At 60.3% G+C, this 15,110-nt stretch carries 18 protein-coding genes; 11 read left to right on the top strand and 7 right to left on the bottom strand.

The annotated features are described in order from the left end of the window. Nucleotides 1-127 precede the first annotated feature (127 nt). Nucleotides 128-1,093, bottom strand: coding sequence for a helix-turn-helix transcriptional regulator (locus ATE48_RS08705; protein ID WP_066774744.1), 966 nt, complete (start codon nt 1,091-1,093; stop codon nt 128-130). Nucleotides 1,094-1,155: 62 nt separating this feature from the next. Between ATE48_RS08705 and ATE48_RS08700 the strand changes: the two genes are divergently transcribed. From ATE48_RS08700 to ATE48_RS08680, 5 genes are all read left to right on the top strand, one after another. Next, on the top strand, nt 1,156-1,644 hold the full coding sequence (locus ATE48_RS08700) for a hypothetical protein (RefSeq protein ID WP_066770221.1): 489 nt from the start codon (nt 1,156-1,158) through the stop codon (nt 1,642-1,644). Between the two features lie 20 nt (nt 1,645-1,664). After that, nucleotides 1,665-2,456 carry a dimethylarginine dimethylaminohydrolase family protein gene (locus ATE48_RS08695; RefSeq protein WP_066770219.1) on the top strand — a complete coding sequence of 264 codons (792 nt, stop codon included), beginning with the start codon at nt 1,665-1,667 and terminating at the stop codon, nt 2,454-2,456. Between the two features lie 173 nt (nt 2,457-2,629). Continuing rightward, nucleotides 2,630-2,944 carry a 50S ribosomal protein L21 gene (rplU, locus tag ATE48_RS08690; protein ID WP_066770216.1) on the top strand — a complete coding sequence of 105 codons (315 nt, stop codon included), beginning with the start codon at nt 2,630-2,632 and terminating at the stop codon, nt 2,942-2,944. Between the two features lie 9 nt (nt 2,945-2,953). Further along, nucleotides 2,954-3,223 carry a 50S ribosomal protein L27 gene (rpmA, locus tag ATE48_RS08685; RefSeq protein WP_066770214.1) on the top strand — a complete coding sequence of 90 codons (270 nt, stop codon included), beginning with the start codon at nt 2,954-2,956 and terminating at the stop codon, nt 3,221-3,223. 128 nt (nt 3,224-3,351) lie between these two features. Further along, on the top strand, nt 3,352-3,891 hold the full coding sequence (locus ATE48_RS08680) for a GNAT family N-acetyltransferase (protein WP_066770210.1): 540 nt from the start codon (nt 3,352-3,354) through the stop codon (nt 3,889-3,891). Between the two features lie 2 nt (nt 3,892-3,893). Here ATE48_RS08680 and ATE48_RS08675 read toward each other — a convergent pair whose 3' ends face one another. Then, nucleotides 3,894-4,400 (bottom strand): RipA family octameric membrane protein, encoded by a 507-nt coding sequence (locus tag ATE48_RS08675; protein WP_066770208.1) that lies wholly within the window; start codon nt 4,398-4,400, stop codon nt 3,894-3,896. Between the two features lie 137 nt (nt 4,401-4,537). Between ATE48_RS08675 and ATE48_RS08670 the strand changes: the two genes are divergently transcribed. The 4 genes from ATE48_RS08670 to ATE48_RS08655 all read left to right on the top strand — a co-directional run bounded on the left by ATE48_RS08670 (nt 4,538) and on the right by ATE48_RS08655 (nt 7,732). After that, nucleotides 4,538-5,569: an aspartate-semialdehyde dehydrogenase gene (locus ATE48_RS08670; RefSeq protein ID WP_066770206.1), complete on the top strand. Its 1,032-nt coding sequence runs from the start codon at nt 4,538-4,540 to the stop codon at nt 5,567-5,569. A gap of 117 nt (nt 5,570-5,686) precedes the next feature. Next, nucleotides 5,687-6,118, top strand: a complete 432-nt coding sequence (locus ATE48_RS08665; protein ID WP_066770204.1) for a GNAT family N-acetyltransferase — start codon at nt 5,687-5,689, stop codon at nt 6,116-6,118. Further along, nucleotides 6,115-7,035 (top strand): EamA family transporter RarD, encoded by a 921-nt coding sequence (rarD, locus tag ATE48_RS08660; protein WP_066770200.1) that lies wholly within the window; start codon nt 6,115-6,117, stop codon nt 7,033-7,035. The genes ATE48_RS08665 and rarD overlap by 4 nt, the downstream gene beginning before the upstream one ends. Then, entirely contained in the window at nt 7,028-7,732 is a 705-nt protein-coding gene (locus ATE48_RS08655; protein ID WP_066770198.1) for a metallophosphoesterase family protein, read from the top strand. The genes rarD and ATE48_RS08655 overlap by 8 nt, the downstream gene beginning before the upstream one ends. Here ATE48_RS08655 and ATE48_RS08650 read toward each other — a convergent pair. Genes ATE48_RS08650 through pdxY form a run of 3 tightly spaced genes read right to left on the bottom strand, consistent with a single transcriptional unit; the run spans nt 7,680 to nt 10,767 of the window. Further along, entirely contained in the window at nt 7,680-8,837 is a 1,158-nt protein-coding gene (locus ATE48_RS08650; protein WP_066770195.1) for a glycosyltransferase family 87 protein, read from the bottom strand. The genes ATE48_RS08655 and ATE48_RS08650 overlap by 53 nt on opposite strands. Continuing rightward, nucleotides 8,828-9,934, bottom strand: coding sequence for a serine hydrolase domain-containing protein (locus ATE48_RS08645; RefSeq protein ID WP_066770193.1), 1,107 nt, complete (start codon nt 9,932-9,934; stop codon nt 8,828-8,830). Before ATE48_RS08645 ends, ATE48_RS08650 begins: the two co-directional genes overlap by 10 nt. Continuing rightward, on the bottom strand, nt 9,931-10,767 hold the full coding sequence (gene pdxY, locus ATE48_RS08640) for a pyridoxal kinase (RefSeq protein WP_066770191.1): 837 nt from the start codon (nt 10,765-10,767) through the stop codon (nt 9,931-9,933). The genes ATE48_RS08645 and pdxY overlap by 4 nt, the downstream gene beginning before the upstream one ends. A 56-nt stretch (nt 10,768-10,823) precedes the next feature. On the opposite strand from pdxY, the gene ATE48_RS08635 reads away from it, so the two are divergent. Together ATE48_RS08635 and ATE48_RS08630 are read left to right on the top strand one after the other, a co-directional pair. Beyond that, on the top strand, nt 10,824-11,699 hold the full coding sequence (locus ATE48_RS08635; RefSeq protein WP_066770186.1) for an HpcH/HpaI aldolase/citrate lyase family protein: 876 nt from the start codon (nt 10,824-10,826) through the stop codon (nt 11,697-11,699). Further along, entirely contained in the window at nt 11,696-12,739 is a 1,044-nt protein-coding gene (locus ATE48_RS08630; RefSeq protein ID WP_066770185.1) for a MaoC family dehydratase, read from the top strand. The genes ATE48_RS08635 and ATE48_RS08630 overlap by 4 nt, the downstream gene beginning before the upstream one ends. On the opposite strand, the gene ATE48_RS08625 is transcribed toward ATE48_RS08630, so the two are convergent. Then, nucleotides 12,736-13,335, bottom strand: coding sequence for a hypothetical protein (locus tag ATE48_RS08625; protein ID WP_066770182.1), 600 nt, complete (start codon nt 13,333-13,335; stop codon nt 12,736-12,738). The genes ATE48_RS08630 and ATE48_RS08625 overlap by 4 nt on opposite strands. After that, nucleotides 13,335-15,095: a DUF885 domain-containing protein gene (locus ATE48_RS08620; RefSeq protein ID WP_066770180.1), complete on the bottom strand. Its 1,761-nt coding sequence runs from the start codon at nt 15,093-15,095 to the stop codon at nt 13,335-13,337. The genes ATE48_RS08625 and ATE48_RS08620 overlap by 1 nt, the downstream gene beginning before the upstream one ends. Nucleotides 15,096-15,110 lie beyond the last annotated feature (15 nt).

Raw genomic sequence — 15,110 nt, 5'->3', positions numbered from 1 at the left:
CTTTGCTGGACCGCCATGGACTCCGCTGGATTCAGCGCATACGGACTCCCTCTCCGCCAGCCGCGCCACTATCCTTCCGTCCGCGCGCCGGTGCAATTTGCGTGTCTGCTCACGCTGGTCATCCCAATCATCTCCTATATAGCGCCGCCACGGCCTTCGCTTCGTTCGCGATCGCGGTGCGCAGGGCTTTGGGTTCGAGCACTCTAACTTCCGCGCCGAGGAGCAGAAATTGGCGCTTTGCTGCTTCGATGCTTTCGATCGGCGTCTTTGCGCGCAACCAGCCTTCCGGTTTGCAGGGCGTGCTTTCTTTAGTGAGCGCTTCGTGCGCTGCGGCATTGGTGTCGCGAAGGAGGCGCCTGCCAGCGGGGGATATTTCGATCGTGGCGGTTTCTTTGAAGAGTCGGGCTTCGAAATCCTTCGACCATTCATCCCAATAGCGAGCAAGATTGAAACGGCGCGTGCGTTTGGCGGCCGTGTTCAGCGTTTCTAGTGATTGGATGTTGGAAACGCGGTAGGTGCGCGTTGCGCCTTTTGCGTCGGCGACCAAATACCAAATGCCGGCTTTGAGCACGAGCCCGAGAGGGTCGAGCGTGCGTTCAACGACGCCTTTCCAGCTCTCGTAGCGAACGCGAACACGCTGTTCGCTCCATACGGCGGCGGCCAAGGGTTTCAGTGCGTCGGAGGCGTCCGCCCGGGTGTACCAGTTGATGGGATCGAGATGAAAACGTGCTGACACGCGCTCGGCGCTTTGGCCACGTTCGGGCGGTAAGCTGGCCAGTAGCTTCCATTGCGCGGCGGCGAGATCGGGCCCGAGGCCCAAATCCTGTGCTGCAGAGCCGACGCCGGACAATAGCAATGCGTCGGCTTCTTGCGCGGTGAAGCCTGTGAGTTTGGTGCGATAGCCGTCATGAAGCTGGAAGCCTCCGGCGCGGCCACGTTCGGCATAGATCGGCACGCCGGCCGCGCTGAGTTGGTCGACGTCGCGATAAATCGTGCGCACGGAAACCTCGAACTCTTCCGCGAGCGCTTCGGCGCTGAGGCGGCCGCGCATCTGCAGGAGGATCAAAATGGAGAGGAGGCGGCTCGCACGCATTTTTCGATGATGCCACAAAATCATGACATAGGATGGCATATTTAGCTGGATAGGCTCCCGCCATGAAATTTGATCCAATACCGGCGCTGCCGAATTCCGCGACTCCCGGTCAGGCCGGCGATTTTGCTTTCCTCACCGGTGAGTGGCGCATCCAGAACCGTTCGATCGTCGAAGGTGAGTGGTTGGAATATCCGAGCGAAGCCACCGTTCACGCTATTTTGGATGGGATTTGCAGCGTGGAGGAACTGCGCATTCCGGCTCGCAATTTCTCGGGCATGGGGTTGCGGTTGCTCGATGTCGAGACGCGGGTGTGGTCTGATCATTGGGTCAACGCCCGCACGGGCGCCCTCACGCTTCCAGGGCAGCGCGGCAGTTTTGAAAGTGGCGAAGGAATTTTCGTAACGGATGAGATCGACGACGGCGTGGCGGTGAAGCATGTCGGCGTCTGGGACAATATCACGTCGCGTTCATGCCGCTGGCGCCAGGCGTCATCGCGCGACGGCGGCAAAACCTGGGCGCAAAATTGGATCATGGAGTGGGTGCGGGCGTAATTTTGCGATAGGATCGACGCATGAGTTATCATGCGTTCAATCGCGCCATCGTGCGTACGCCGTCAGTGTCGGTCGTTGATGGTCTTCGCGCAGTTGATGTCGGCGCGCCCATCTATGAAGACGTGCTGGCTGAGCACGCCGCTTACGTTGCTGCGCTCGAACGCGCGGGCGTTCGCGTTGAGACCCTGCCTCCGCTCGACGCTTTTCCAGACGCCATCTTTGTCGAAGACACTGCACTTGTGTTCACACACGCGGCGATCTTGTTACGACCCGGCGCGGCGACGCGGCGGGGAGAAACAGAGGAAATGCGTGAAACGCTCGATCGCAATTTTGAGCGCGTTCTTCATTTGCGATCGGGGACCGCCGAAGGCGGAGATGTGCTCAGTACGCCTAGCGAAGTCTTCATAGGCACGTCTGCGAGAACCAGCGTCGAGGGCGCCGCCGCGCTCGTTGCGCTCCTGGCGGAAATCGGATTGCGCGGAACCGTGGTCCAGTCACCTCCAGGCGTTCTTCACCTGAAGTCCGATTGCTCGATGCTGGATGAGGAGACCATCCTTTGCACGCCGAGATTGGCGGGCGCCGAACCTTTTCCCGGGTTTCGCCTCATACTGACACCTGAGCGGGAAGAAGGCGCCGCCAACGCACTTCGGATCGGCGACGAGGTGTTCATTAGCGCAGACTTTCCACGCAGTGCTGAGCTGCTCGGGCAGGCGGGCTATCGGGTTAAGCCGCTGAAGACGCGGGAAATCGCCAAAATCGACGCTGGTCTTTCCTGTATGTCTCTGCGGTGGCGCAACTCATCATGCTACTGAAAAGATAAGATATTTTCTGAGGCGTCGATCTTGTGCCCAGGCGTCGGCCGGGGCCGTAAAATCCAGCGAAAATGTCCCGCTTCCGCATTGACGCTGACGTGGCGTTTCCTTTATATCGCCGCTCCCCGCCCGGGCGAGCTACGTCCGGGCGCACGAATTTTTTGGCGGTAACGATGTTCGCGGTAATTAAGACGGGCGGCAAACAGTACCGAGTGGCCAAGGACGATGTGATCGTCGTTGAGAAGCTCGAAGGCGATGCCGGTTCGAAGGTCACGTTCAGCGATGTGCTGATGTCGGGCGACGGCAAGACCGTGAAGCTTGGCAAGGATCTGTCGGGCTTCACCGTTACGGGCACGCTCGTGAAGACTGAAAAGGGCGACAAAGTCACGGTGTTTAAGAAGCGCCGTCGCAACACCTATCGCCGCAAGATCGGTCACCGTCAGACTGAATCGCACATCAAGATCACCGCCATCGGCGGCAAGGAATAAGAGGGCGTCATGGCTCACAAAAAAGCAGGTGGTAGCTCTCGCAACGGTCGCGACTCGCCGGGCCAACGCCTTGGCGTGAAGCGCTTCGGCGGCCAATCGGTGAATGGTGGCGAGATCCTCGTCCGTCAGCGCGGCACGAAATTCCATCCGGGTTCAAACGTCGGCCTCGGCCGCGATCACACGCTCTTTGCCCTTTGTGAGGGCCAGGTGCAGTTCGCGACGAAACGCAATGGCCGCACGTACGTATCCATTGCACCGCTCGCGGTGGCCGCGGAATAGGCGATAACGGAAGAAATTCCCGGATCGCCTGACAACAGGGCGATCCGGTTCCCGAAATAGCGTGGGGCGCCCGGATCAAGGCGCCCCATTTTTTATGCCCCACGCGTTAGAGCCAAAAGGAGCGGCTCATGCGTGACGTGTACGAGATCGAAACTAAAAGACTGAAGCTGCGGCCGCTGCGCATGTCCGATGCGCAACGCGTGGCGACGTTCTGTAACGATCCGGGCGTAGCGCGCATGATTCTTCGCGCGCCGCTCCCTTATCTTCCTGTTGCTGCCGAAGGTTGGATCATGACGCTGAAGGCGCGTGAGCCGCTTGCAGAGGACTTCGTTTACGCGGTTGATCTCGAAGGCGAGGGCCTCATCGGCGTCGTTGGCGCTCATAAGAGCGGCAATGACCAATTTGAGGTCGGCTATTGGTTCGGTCGTCCGTACTGGGGCCAGGGCTTCGCAACTGAGACGCTGCAAGGCTTTCTCGGCGAAGCGAAATCACTTGGCCACTTGCAGGCGGGTCACTTCGTCGACAATCCGGCGTCCGGCCGCGTTTTGCAGAAGGGCGGGTTCGCTTACACGGGCGAAACACCGAGCTTGTTCTCGCTCGGGCGCGCAGCAAGCGCACCGGTGAAGCGCATGCGTTATGCCGGCAATGAAGCGATGCTCGCGGCCTAGATCTAGATAGGCGCCCCGGCGCTGCGTAGCGCGCCGGCGGCGCCGTCTACGAGGGCGTTAAGTGAGCCGGCGACGTCCCAACCGCCGACGTGCACCGCGAAGAACATCGCGTAGCCGATAATGAATAGCACCGGCATGGCGCGCTCGAGCGACCACCACTTCATGGTGCGGCGCTTGCCGGTGATGCTTTGCCATTCGTCGCGGATGGGATGAACGCCAAGGTCATCTTCGATCGCGTAGATGTTCTTGTACTTCGCCGCGAGCAGCACGGTGTAATACGAGTTCGAGGTGCGCCAGATTGCGCAAGTAAGCGCCAGCGCGATTGTGCAGAGTGTGAAGAGCACCGGGTTTGGCAGCCCTTCGGCGCTGGCCAAGAAGCCCAATGCGCTGATGCCGGCGATGTTCAGCGTCATGAATACGTTCGAAAGTTCGCGGCGTGCGCGGCGCGCCTCCCGAACGTCCTCGACCAGCAATTTGTAGATCTCAAGATTGGTCGCCGTGTCCGTCATGTGATCCCCCGTTGGGCCGAAATGTAGTCCCGCTATGCGTTCCTGTCTTGCCCGTACGCCTTGGAAATACCCTGGATTCTGCCTAGCTAGGCTAGCGCGGGCGCGAGAGAGCAGCAGTGGCCGCTGGAGACACATTCATGGGATTGCGCGTAGCCGTCGTCGGCGCCACGGGGAACGTGGGCCGGGAAATGCTGGAAATCCTGTCGGAACGCCTCTTCCCGGCCGATGAGGTGATCGCGCTCGCTTCTCGCCGTTCCATGGGCAGCGAGGTCAGCTTTGGCGACAAGACGCTGAAGGTGAAGGATCTCGAGCAATTCGACTTTTCCGGTGTCGATCTCGTACTCATGAGCGCCGGCGGCGATGTCTCCCGCGAATGGTCACCCAAGATTGGCGCTACCGGCGCAGTCGTCATCGACAATTCGAGCGCTTGGCGCATGGACCCGCGTGTGCCGTTGGTGGTACCGGAAGTGAACCCGGAAGCGGTACATGGCTATGAGAAACTCAACATCATCGCCAATCCAAATTGCTCGACGGCGCAGCTCGTTGTGGCGCTGAAGCCTTTGCACGATCGCGCGAAGGTGAAGCGTGTCGTCGTGGCAACGTATCAATCCGTATCCGGCGCCGGCCGTGACGCCATGGATGAGCTCTGGAACCAGACCAAGAAGCTTTATGTCGGCGATGAGATCGTCAAAGAGCAATTCACCAAGCAGATCGCCTTCAACGTTATCCCGCACATCGACGTGTTCATGGAGGATGGCTACACGAAGGAAGAGTGGAAGATGATGGCGGAGACCAAGAAGATCTTGGATCCGTCGATTAAGCTCACGGCTACGTGTGTGCGTGTACCGGTGTTCGTTGGTCACTCGGAAGCGGTGAACATCGAGTTCGAACAGCCGATCACCGCAGAGGAAGCGCAAGAAATCTTGCGCGAAGCGCCTGGCGTGATGCTCGTCGATCGCCGCGAGGATGAAGGTTACACCACGCCGATCGAGTGCGTGGGTGAGTTTGCCACTTTCGTGTCGCGCGTACGCGAAGATGCGACTGTGGAAAACGGAATCTCCCTGTGGTGCGTCAGTGACAATCTCCGCAAGGGTGCGGCGCTCAACGCAGTGCAGATCGCCGAGCTGATGCTGAATAAGGGATTGTTCAAGCGCGTGCGCGCGGCGTGAACATTGCGCCGGATGTGAGCGCATCTGACATCCGCTGTTACAAATTATGTAGTCGATTTCGTCGCACACGCATGGCGGCGGAGCTCGTGCGTGCCTATCTAGCGATGAAGGGGACGCATGACTTCCATCGCCATCCAGCAGCCGTCACAAGCGGATATTGAGGTTATTCACGTAGTGCTGAAGGAGACCTACTGGTCTCCCGGCATTCCGCGAGACGTGGTCGAGCGTGCATGCGCCAATTCAATGTGTGCAATCGCGCGTGACGAGAGCGGCAAGCTCATCGGCTTTGCGCGGTTGGTTACCGATAAAGCGACGTTCGCATGGCTCTGCGACGTGATTGTTCTCCCCGGAAAGCAGGGCAGAGGTTTGGGTCGCGCGTTGGTGCAGACATTTCAGCAGCATCCCGAGCTTCAAGGTTTGCGACGTTGGCTGCTTGGCACCAAGGACGCGCACGGCGTTTATGCGCCGCTCGGCTTTTCGCCGTTGGCGGCACCCCAACGTCTTATGGAAATCAGAAACCCAGAGCCGTACGGATTGAAGGCGACATGAGCCAAGCTGCGCCGATCACGGCTAGTCCATCGGATTTGGAACGTCGCACCGGGTTTCTTGCGGGGGCGTTTGCCTATGTCGCATGGGGCTTCCTGCCGCTCTACCTAAAGCTTCTCTCCGCTATCGACGTGCGGGAAGTTCTTGCGCAGCGCATCCTTTGGGCGGCGCCGTCTGCGTTCATTGCGGTGTTCGTGATGAGCGGTTGGCGCGCAGGCTGGCGTGAGATCGCAACGGCCCTGACGCCGCGCATGCTCGGCACGCTTGCTGCCTCGGCCTGCTTCATCTTCGTAAATTGGGGCATGTACGTCTATCTTGTGCTCAACGAGCGCGTGATTGAATCGGCATTGGCCTACTTTCTGGCGCCTCTGGTCAGCGTTGCGATCGGCGTGCTGTTTTTCAAAGAATCTATAACGACGCCGCGCGTTATTGCTTTGGCGTTGGCGCTGGTCGGCGTTGTGGTGCAGGGCTTTGCGCTCGGCGCTCCGCCATGGATGGCGCTTGGTCTTTGCGCGACGTGGTCTGTGTATGCGGTCATTCGAAAGCGCGCACCGGTTCCGGCGGCTGTTGGCTTGCTGATTGAAAGCTTGGCCTTAGCGCCGGTGGCGATTGGATTGCTGGTTTGGGCGGCGAGCGCCGCACCCTTAGGGTTTACGCTCGGCTGGGAAATGGCGTTACTGCTCGCGGTTGCGGGGCCGGTGACCGCCATCCCGCTTATGGCTTTCGCTTTTGGTGCGCGACGGGTCAGTTTCACAACTCTAGGGTTGCTGCAATTCCTCGCGCCGACGCTGCAATTTCTTACCGGCATTGCGTTTGGTGAGTCATTTACGCCGCTTCGCGCTGTAAGCTTCGGTTTGATTTGGGCGGGCCTCGCCTTTTTCTCCTGGGATACGTTGCGCCAAGCCAAACTGAATGAGTGAAACCGTTTATTACGCGATTGGCGACGTGCACGGCGAGCTGGAGAAGCTCGACAATCTGCTGCGCTACATTCGTGAAGACGCTCGCTTCAATGGCGATGAGCATCGAATTGTCTTTCTCGGTGATTTGATCGACCGAGGTCCGGACAGCCGCGGCGTTGTCGATCGCGCGCGCAAACTCTGCGCGGCGGATCAAGCTTGGGCCATCAAAGGGAATCATGAAGAGCTGATGCTTCATGCTTACGATAAGCGTGAATCCGTCGGCATCTATTTTTGGGCCGAGAACGGCGGTGATGAAACCATCTCGTCTTACATGATGGCGAATGGTGTCTGTGACGATTGGCGTGATGCTGTCGATAAAGGTCACATCGCCTGGCTTCGCTCCTTGCCTGCGATCATCCGTGACGAGGCGCGGGGGCTCGCCTTCGTGCACGGCGGCATTGATCCGGCGACGTTCCCGAATTGCAGCGATGAAGTGCGAATGTGGACCCGGTCGCAGAAGTTCTTTGACCCCAATCGTTGGCCGAAGCGGGCAGAGCTTGAGGGTCTTATGGTCGTTCACGGCCACACACCGACCGCGGATTTTGAACCCTACGCCAATCCGTGCCGCGTCAATGTCGATACTGGTGCGTGTTTCGGCGGGCCGCTCAGCGCTGTGGTGCTAGCCCCGGGGCGGGCGCCGCGCTTCTTGCGCGCATGAAGGCGGCGCCAAGAACCAGCCATGCTGCAAGCGGGCAAATTGGCAACGCAAAATAATACCCGGCCGCAACCGTAAGGCCGGCGCCCCAAGCGAAGATCGCGGCGGTGTAGTCGAGCGGCGTGCGCGGTGCGCCGAGTAAAGCGGCGCCGACGAGCAACACCGTGAAATCGTAGAAGAAGAGATAGGGCGAGATCAGCAGCGTTGCGGCGCATAGCGCTGCGCCGCCGATTGCCAGGTCGCCTTTGCGAAAGAGTAGGCACGCCACGAGGGCGCCAGCTGCCGCGCTTCCGGCATGTATGCCGATCGCAAGCGCGTGCGACGCGCCAAGGCCAAGCAAGTTTGCGTATAATGAAGCGTACGCGGGCGTGGTGATGCGCTGTTCGCTGATCAAGCGTTGCGACGCCGTTAGGCTCTCGAACCAGTTGAGATACGATTCCGATCCAAAAATAAGACCGCTCACCACGATAAAAGCGATGGTGGCGACAGTCGCGGCAATGAACGCGCGCCAGCGTCCGGAAAGCGCGAGAAACAATGGCCAAAGGATCGCCAAGTGGGGCTTGATCGCCATCAACCCGATCAGGCCGCCTGCTACGCGTGGTCTCTTGTCCAAAAAGTGCAGCGCAAATCCGGTGATCCCCGCGAGGAGCATTCCAGCTTGCACGGTGCCGATCTGATAGATCACCGCCGGCGCGGTTGCGGGAAAGATCAAGGCGCGCGCGTCTGGCAGGAAGCGCCGGATCGCAAGGCCGAACAAAAGGGCGGTTCCGACCAAAAATCCGATCGCCGCGACCGGGTACGGCAGCAGTGCAAGGAGGCAAACGAATATCAGGAACGTCGGCGGCGAATTCCACGGCGCGTAAAAGCGAACGTCCGGCGCCACCGCTTGCTGATACGACCACAACATCGCGCGATCGTGGATATCGGCGATGTGGCCATCGAGAGCCGCGCGTCCGGCGCTCCAAAACGCCATGAAGTCGCCGAAGAACGGCTGCCCGCTCGGCAGCGTCATGTTCTCGGCCCCGGAGATGCGCCAGAGCATGTAGGTCAGCATGCTCGCGGAGATCAGAACCGCGACAACTTCGAAGGCCCAACGTTTCACAGACATGAGTAGAGTGCGTCGATCAGATTCAGCGAGCGCGGATCGCCCATGATGTGGTGAGATTGCTTGTTCATGACATAGCCGATCGAGACGCCCGCGACCGGATCCCCAAGGCCTGCGCTGCCGCCATTGCCTGAATGTCCGAACGCCTCCGCATTTGGTCCGTAATACCGGTTTGAGTTTCCGATGATGCCGGCGCGCCAATCGACATTGAACGGCAGCACCAGATCGTCGCCTTTCCACACGCGACGGGTCAGCGCATCAAATCCTTCTTGCGACAATACGCGGGCGCCATTGATCATTCCGCCGGTTGCGTAAGCCTCGTAGAGCCGCGCCACAGAGAGCGCGGTGCCGTGGCCATTTGCAGCCGGTATCTCAATCATGCGCCATTGAGTGGAGCCACGAATAGGCGCCGCCCATTTGGTGAAGAAGGCCGCTTTGCGCGCCGGGGTGATCTCTCCGAAATCGCCGCCGCGCGTGGGCTTGCGCATTTCGGAAGCGCGCGGGTGATCGTGCTCAGGCGTGCCAATTTGAAAGTCGATGCCGAGCGGCGTGCAGATATCTTCGCGCAGCACTGCGCCAAGCGAACGGCCAGACGTGCGGCGCGCTATCTCGCCTGCGATATAGCCCCAAGTCATCGGATGATAGCCGCTTGCCGTTCCGGGCGGCCACAAAGGCTCGAGCGTCGCGATCGCCGCGCTACACGCCGCCGGATCAAGCCATAGGTCGGGATCGATCGGATCGATAAAGCCTGGCACGCCCGCCTGATGCGCCAGCGCCTGGCGTATCGTCAGCGTGTCTTTTCCGTGCACGCCGAATTCCGGCCAGATCGATGCAATCGTGGCGTCATAGTCGAGCGCGCCGCGATCAGCGAGCAGCGCCATGACTAAAGCGCCGACGCCCTTTGTGGTCGAATAGACCGGTACTATTGTGTCTTCGCGCCATGGCCGCGTTTGCTCACGATTGGCCCAGCCGCCCCATAAATTGGCCACGACCTCACCGTCGCGGATTGCTGCAAAGCCAGCGCCCATCTCTTCGGCGAGTCCGGCATCGAATGCTTCGCGCACCCGTTCAAATCCCGGGGCGACATAGCCTTCCGTCATAAAGCCACCTCCAAAGGGCGCGCGCGGGGCCAGGTCACAGGTTCGTCGAGCACGGCTTGCGCCTCCGGCAGCAACAAATCTTCGCTGTCGGCCGCAAGCGAGCGCACGATTACGTCATAGACGGCGCCCGTCGCGCCTTCGAGCGCGATTGCTGGAGCGTCGCCTCGGATACGGCGACCAACAAAAAGCGCCGACAGCAAATCGCCCGTACCTTTCGGCGCGCGGGGCAGGCGCGCCGTCTCGCAAAACCAATCGCCCGTCGGTTGGGCCAGCAAATTTCCAAGCCCAAGTGCGGTGCGGATCGAGGAACATAAAACTGGCTTGCCGATGCGCTTGGCCGCGTCGCGAGCCGCATTCAGACCGTCAATGGTGCGGCTTGTAATCAAGCCGAGCTCGAAGCTGTTGGGCGTCAGCCAGTCTGCGTGCCGCCACAATCCGTCGAGCACCGCGTCCGCGATCGCCTGGTTAACGAAGAGCTTGCCTTCATCACCGAGCACCGGATCGCAGACGAAGATTGCTTTCGGATTGGCGCGCTTGATGCGATCCACAACATCGACGATCACGCCGACGTGCTCCGCGTGTCCAAGATAGCCGGTCAGGACCGCATCAATCTCGGCGAACACGCCATCCGCCGCCAACCCTTCAAGCAGCGCCGCTAGAGTTTCCGTAGGGATGGGGCCGCCACCGGGCGCGCCGTGATCCGGCCTGCGTCCAAGCAGCACTGTAGGCGCCTGCAAAACGCGCACGCCGAGACGCTCCATCGCGAAGGCCGCGACAGAATTGCCGACGCGGGCGCCGACAACCTGACTCTGGATCGACAAAATTGTCTTCACGCGGCTAGAAAACCTCTGCTGGCAATGTTTGCCCGCGTCGCATCCCCGAGCAAGAGATGACAGCACGACCACGCCGTTCCTGCCTTTATATGCCAGGGGCCAACCCAAAGGCACTGGAAAAGGCGAAGACTCTCGCAGCTGATGTGCTGCTGCTCGACCTGGAAGATTCCGTCGCGCCAGACGCCAAGGAGTCCGCACGCAATCAGGTCGCCAACGCCGTGAAGCAGGGCGGTTACGGCAAGCGTGAAGTGGTCGTGCGCGTTAACGCTCTGGCGACGCCGTGGGGCCGCGCCGACATAGCGGCGATCGGCGTAACTCGCCCGGACGGCATCCTGGCGCCAAAGGTTGAAACAGCGACTGAGGTGGACGCGCTCAATCGCGCGATGACAGATGCGGGCTTCAGCGAAGATGCTTCGCTTTGGATCATGATCGAAACCCCGCAAGCAATTTTCCACTTGCCGCAGATCGTCGCCGCGGCGCGCAGCACGCGCTTGCAGGTGCTGGTGATGGGCCTCAACGATCTCGCTAAAGAAACACGCATGCGGACAGGCGCCGGTCGTGCCGCGTTTCAGACCTCAATGTCGCTAACCGTCATGGCCGGCCGCATGGCAGGGCTCAACGTGATCGACGGCGTTTATAACGACATCGCCGACGCCGTAGGTTTCGAGGCCGAGTGCCGGCAGGGCCTCGAGTTCGGATTTGACGGCAAGACACTCATTCATCCGAGCCAAGTGGAGGCATGTAACGCCGTCTTTGCTCCCACAGATGAAGAGATCACTCGCGCTCGCGCCGTGATTGACGCCTTTGCATCGCCCGAGAACGCAGGCAAGGGCGTCATCAAAGTGGATGGCAAAATGACCGAGCTGTTGCACCTCGAACAGGCGAAGCAGGTTGTTGCGGTGGCCGAAGCGATTGAAAGCCTTCGATCATGACCAAATCCAATCTCGGGAATTTCTTTGAAGACTTCACGCCTGGCCAGCAGATTGCGCACGCAACGCCGCGGACGCTTTCCGAGGCGGACTCCGCGCTCAACATTGCGCTCACGGGCGCGCGCCACGCGCTCTTCAGCGGCGATAGTTTCGCCCAGGATTGCGGACTCGCCGGCGCGCCGATTGATCCGCTGCTCGTTTTTCACACCGTGTTTGGCAAAACCGTGCCGGATATTTCTCTGAATGCCGTCGCCAATCTTGGCTACGCAGAGGGGCGGTTCGTCGCGCCGGTCTATCCCGGCGACACGCTTTCGGCGGTGTCTGAAGTCATCGGGCTCAAAGCCAATTCCAATGGCAAGACAGGAGTCGTCACCGTTCGCACGACTGGGTTCAATCAAGATGATGAGCCGGTGCTGAGCTATGTGCGCTGGGTCATGGTCAATAAGCGTGACGCCGCGGCGCTAACCACAGACGCGCCGCCGATAACGCCGAAGAATGTTGTGTCGGCCAATGAGTTGATGCTTCCGCCCGGGCTGGATTTTTCGAACTACAATTGGACGCTTGCCGGCTCTCCACACGCTTTCGAAGATTATGAGTTGGGCGAGAGGATCGATCACGTCGACGGCATGACGGTCGAAGAGGCCGAGCATCAGATCGCGACGCGTCTTTATCAAAACACCGCCAAGGTCCATTTTGATGTGTTGGCGCAGAAGGAGTCGCGCTTTGGTAAGCGCCTCATCTATGGCGGCGTGACCATCTCGCTGGCGCGAGCGCTGTCTTTCAACGGTCTCGCTAACGCGCAACTGATGCTCGGCATTAATGGCGGCCGCCACGTCAATCCGCTGTTCGCCGGCGATACGCTTTATGCGTGGTCGGAGGTTCTGGCGAAGGAGGATCTCGGCGAGGTCGGTGCGCTTCGTCTCCGTCTCGTGGCGCTTAAAAACCAGAATGCGGCTGGATTCCCGCTCAAGAATCAAGCGGGCGAATATGAAGCCAATGTCGTTCTCGACTTTGACTACTGGGCTGCCATTCCAAAACGCTAGGGCGTCGCTGCTGGTGGTGTGTCTGCACTCTGAGCGCGACGCCGGAAGAGAGTCAGAAGCGAAAACAGACCAGCAAGCAACAACCCGCCGTGGGTAACCTTGTAGCCTTCCTGCTCTTCAACGGTGATCGACGAGGAGACAGCGTCCGAAAGCTCGCGTTGTTGATCGGCGCTGAAAAACGGATTGTCGCCGCGGTCGAACCCATTCTCGTTCTGCGTTTCGTTGATCTGACGGCGCAGCTCAGTACGCATGTTCTCGACACCGTAATATGAGACGCCGATTCCAAGCACTGACGTTACCAGCATTGTGATCGCCGCCGTCTGAGCGCGCGTGAAGAAGCTCGTCACGAGGCCAATCAAGATTACGGCGAAGGCGGCAATAACGATGACTGCCGGCTCAGAATCCTCCGCCTGCTGGCGTTGATTCGCAATGCCTTCGAGCGGACCCGCGGGTTGCGGATCGCCCGTCATCAATTGCCATCCGGTCGCGCTGAGGATTTCCGTGTTCGAGCACGACACCGTCACCCATGGCAGGAAAAAGCCCAGCAGTGCGATGAGTTTTCCGAGCCGCGCGATCTGATTGAAGTCGATGTACATCAGTGCTCTGCCGCTTGCTGACGCTGAACCCAGCGATGCATGCGCGCTTCTAGGACATCCATTGGCACCGCGCCGGCGCTCAGCAGTTCGTCGTGGAAAGCGCGAATGTCGAAGCGATCGCCCAAGGCTTGAGTCGCCTCCCGGCGCAGGCGCTGCATCGTGAGCTCGCCGATCTTATAAGCCAACGCTTGTCCGGGCGTCGCGATATAGCGCTCCAGCTCCGTCTGGATGTTGTGCGGTGAGAGCGCGGTGTTGTCGGTGAAGCAGCGACGCGCCTGCTCAATGTCCCAGCCGAGCCAGTGGATGCCGGTGTCCGCGACGAGCCTGCAAGCGCGCCACATCTCGTAGCTCAACCGGCCGAAGCGCTCGTAGGGCGTCCGATAAAGACCCATGTCTTCGCCCAGAGATTCTGAATAGAGGCCCCAGCCTTCAACGAACGCCGTCTCGAAAGCGTTGCGCCGGAAATAGGGGAGCTCGCCCAGTTCCTGCGCGCGAGAAATCTGCAGGTGATGCCCCGGCATTGCTTCGTGCACGGTAAGCGCGGGCAATTCGTAGAGTGGTCTCTGGTCGAGGCGCGTGGTGTTGACCCAATATGTGCCCGATTGCCCGAGCGCTGCGCTGCCTTGTGTGTAGTATGCTGTGGTCGAGCCCTCGGCTTGCTCCGCCGGGATGACGCGGATGCCATAAGAGAGACGTGGCAACGTGCCGAACAGGCGCGGCAATTGCCCGTCGGCGCGCTTTGCGATTTCGGAGGCGTAGCGGATCAGCTCGTCCGGCGTCTGCGCGTAAAATTGACGATCCGTTCTCAGAAAGCGCTGAAATGCGGCAAAGTCGCCGCGAAAGCCGCTCGCGCGAATTTCTTGCTCCATGAGTGCGCGGATGCGCGCGACTTCGTGGTTTCCAAGTTCGTTAATTTGCTCCGGCGTCATGTCAGTTGTCGTGTAGGAGCGAACGAGATAGCGGTAGAGATCTGCTCCGCCGGGCACCGATCGCAATCCAAGCTGAGGCCGTGCCGCGGGAAGATATTCATTCTCGATGAAAGCAACGGTCTCTCGTTGCAGCGGCATTATTCGATCGCGAATGATCGCGCGTGCCCGTTCGCGATATTGCTCTTGCTGTGCCGCTGGGATGTTGCTCGGCATTGACGCCAGCGGCGTTAGCAACGTCGCTTCGAGTGATCCGACCTGCGCGCGCGCCGTATCCAGCGCGCGCTCAACCACGATGCGTGGCTGCGTGTAGCCGGTCTGAATGCCGCGACGGGCGTTTGCGAAGCCTTGCTGATAGTAATTCGGCAGAGCCTCGAGGCGCGCCAGCCACGCTTCCGCGTCGTCACCGGATTGGATCGGCGTGGTGTAGGCGAGGTAGTCCCCGGCGGTGAAGAAGCCGTCGCCGTTGCCGATCGGCGCGCGGCCGAAATCTAGGTCGATGCCCTCGATCGATTGATCGATCACGCGCATCAGATAGGAGCGGTTGAGCGCGTCTTCCTCGCTGAGCCCGCGCGTAGGCGTTCTTTCCAGCCGCGCTTTGAATGCGACCAACTCCGCGCGGAATGCAAGCTCGCCCTCACGTGATGTATCTGGCAGCAAGCGTAGCGCCGCGCGGTCGCCTTCCGACGCCGAAGTAATTGGATCGTAGCGCCGCGCCGTTTGCTCATAGGCTGTGATCACCGTCGCCAGCGCCCGGTTGCTACGTTGTTGAGCAAGAGCGGGTGTTGCCGCCGTGAGGAAAACGGCGGTGCAAACGGCGATAGTCCGGATCATGAGCGGTCCCCCAGA

Source organism: Candidatus Viadribacter manganicus (genome assembly GCF_001679665.1).
In the GTDB taxonomy this organism is placed as follows: Bacteria; Pseudomonadota; Alphaproteobacteria; order Caulobacterales; family Aquidulcibacteraceae; genus Vitreimonas; species Vitreimonas manganica.
This window is presented reverse-complemented; position numbering and strand designations above follow the sequence as displayed.

Coding starts and splice junctions, on each gene's coding strand:
- rpmA (WP_066770214.1), top strand. CDS start 2,954: ATGGCTCACAAAAAAGCAGGTGGTAGCTCTCGCAACGGTCGCGACTCG.
- ATE48_RS08695 (WP_066770219.1), top strand. CDS start 1,665: ATGAGTTATCATGCGTTCAATCGCGCCATCGTGCGTACGCCGTCAGTG.
- rplU (WP_066770216.1), top strand. CDS start 2,630: ATGTTCGCGGTAATTAAGACGGGCGGCAAACAGTACCGAGTGGCCAAG.
- ATE48_RS08650 (WP_066770195.1), bottom strand. CDS start 8,837: ATGTCTGTGAAACGTTGGGCCTTCGAAGTTGTCGCGGTTCTGATCTCC.
- rarD (WP_066770200.1), top strand. CDS start 6,115: ATGAGCCAAGCTGCGCCGATCACGGCTAGTCCATCGGATTTGGAACGT.
- ATE48_RS08645 (WP_066770193.1), bottom strand. CDS start 9,934: ATGACGGAAGGCTATGTCGCCCCGGGATTTGAACGGGTGCGCGAAGCA.
- ATE48_RS08665 (WP_066770204.1), top strand. CDS start 5,687: ATGACTTCCATCGCCATCCAGCAGCCGTCACAAGCGGATATTGAGGTT.
- ATE48_RS08620 (WP_066770180.1), bottom strand. CDS start 15,095: ATGATCCGGACTATCGCCGTTTGCACCGCCGTTTTCCTCACGGCGGCA.
- ATE48_RS08670 (WP_066770206.1), top strand. CDS start 4,538: ATGGGATTGCGCGTAGCCGTCGTCGGCGCCACGGGGAACGTGGGCCGG.
- ATE48_RS08625 (WP_066770182.1), bottom strand. CDS start 13,335: ATGTACATCGACTTCAATCAGATCGCGCGGCTCGGAAAACTCATCGCA.
- ATE48_RS08700 (WP_066770221.1), top strand. CDS start 1,156: ATGAAATTTGATCCAATACCGGCGCTGCCGAATTCCGCGACTCCCGGT.
- ATE48_RS08675 (WP_066770208.1), bottom strand. CDS start 4,400: ATGACGGACACGGCGACCAATCTTGAGATCTACAAATTGCTGGTCGAG.
- ATE48_RS08705 (WP_066774744.1), bottom strand. CDS start 1,093: ATGCGTGCGAGCCGCCTCCTCTCCATTTTGATCCTCCTGCAGATGCGC.
- ATE48_RS08655 (WP_066770198.1), top strand. CDS start 7,028: ATGAGTGAAACCGTTTATTACGCGATTGGCGACGTGCACGGCGAGCTG.
- ATE48_RS08680 (WP_066770210.1), top strand. CDS start 3,352: ATGCGTGACGTGTACGAGATCGAAACTAAAAGACTGAAGCTGCGGCCG.
- ATE48_RS08635 (WP_066770186.1), top strand. CDS start 10,824: ATGACAGCACGACCACGCCGTTCCTGCCTTTATATGCCAGGGGCCAAC.
- ATE48_RS08630 (WP_066770185.1), top strand. CDS start 11,696: ATGACCAAATCCAATCTCGGGAATTTCTTTGAAGACTTCACGCCTGGC.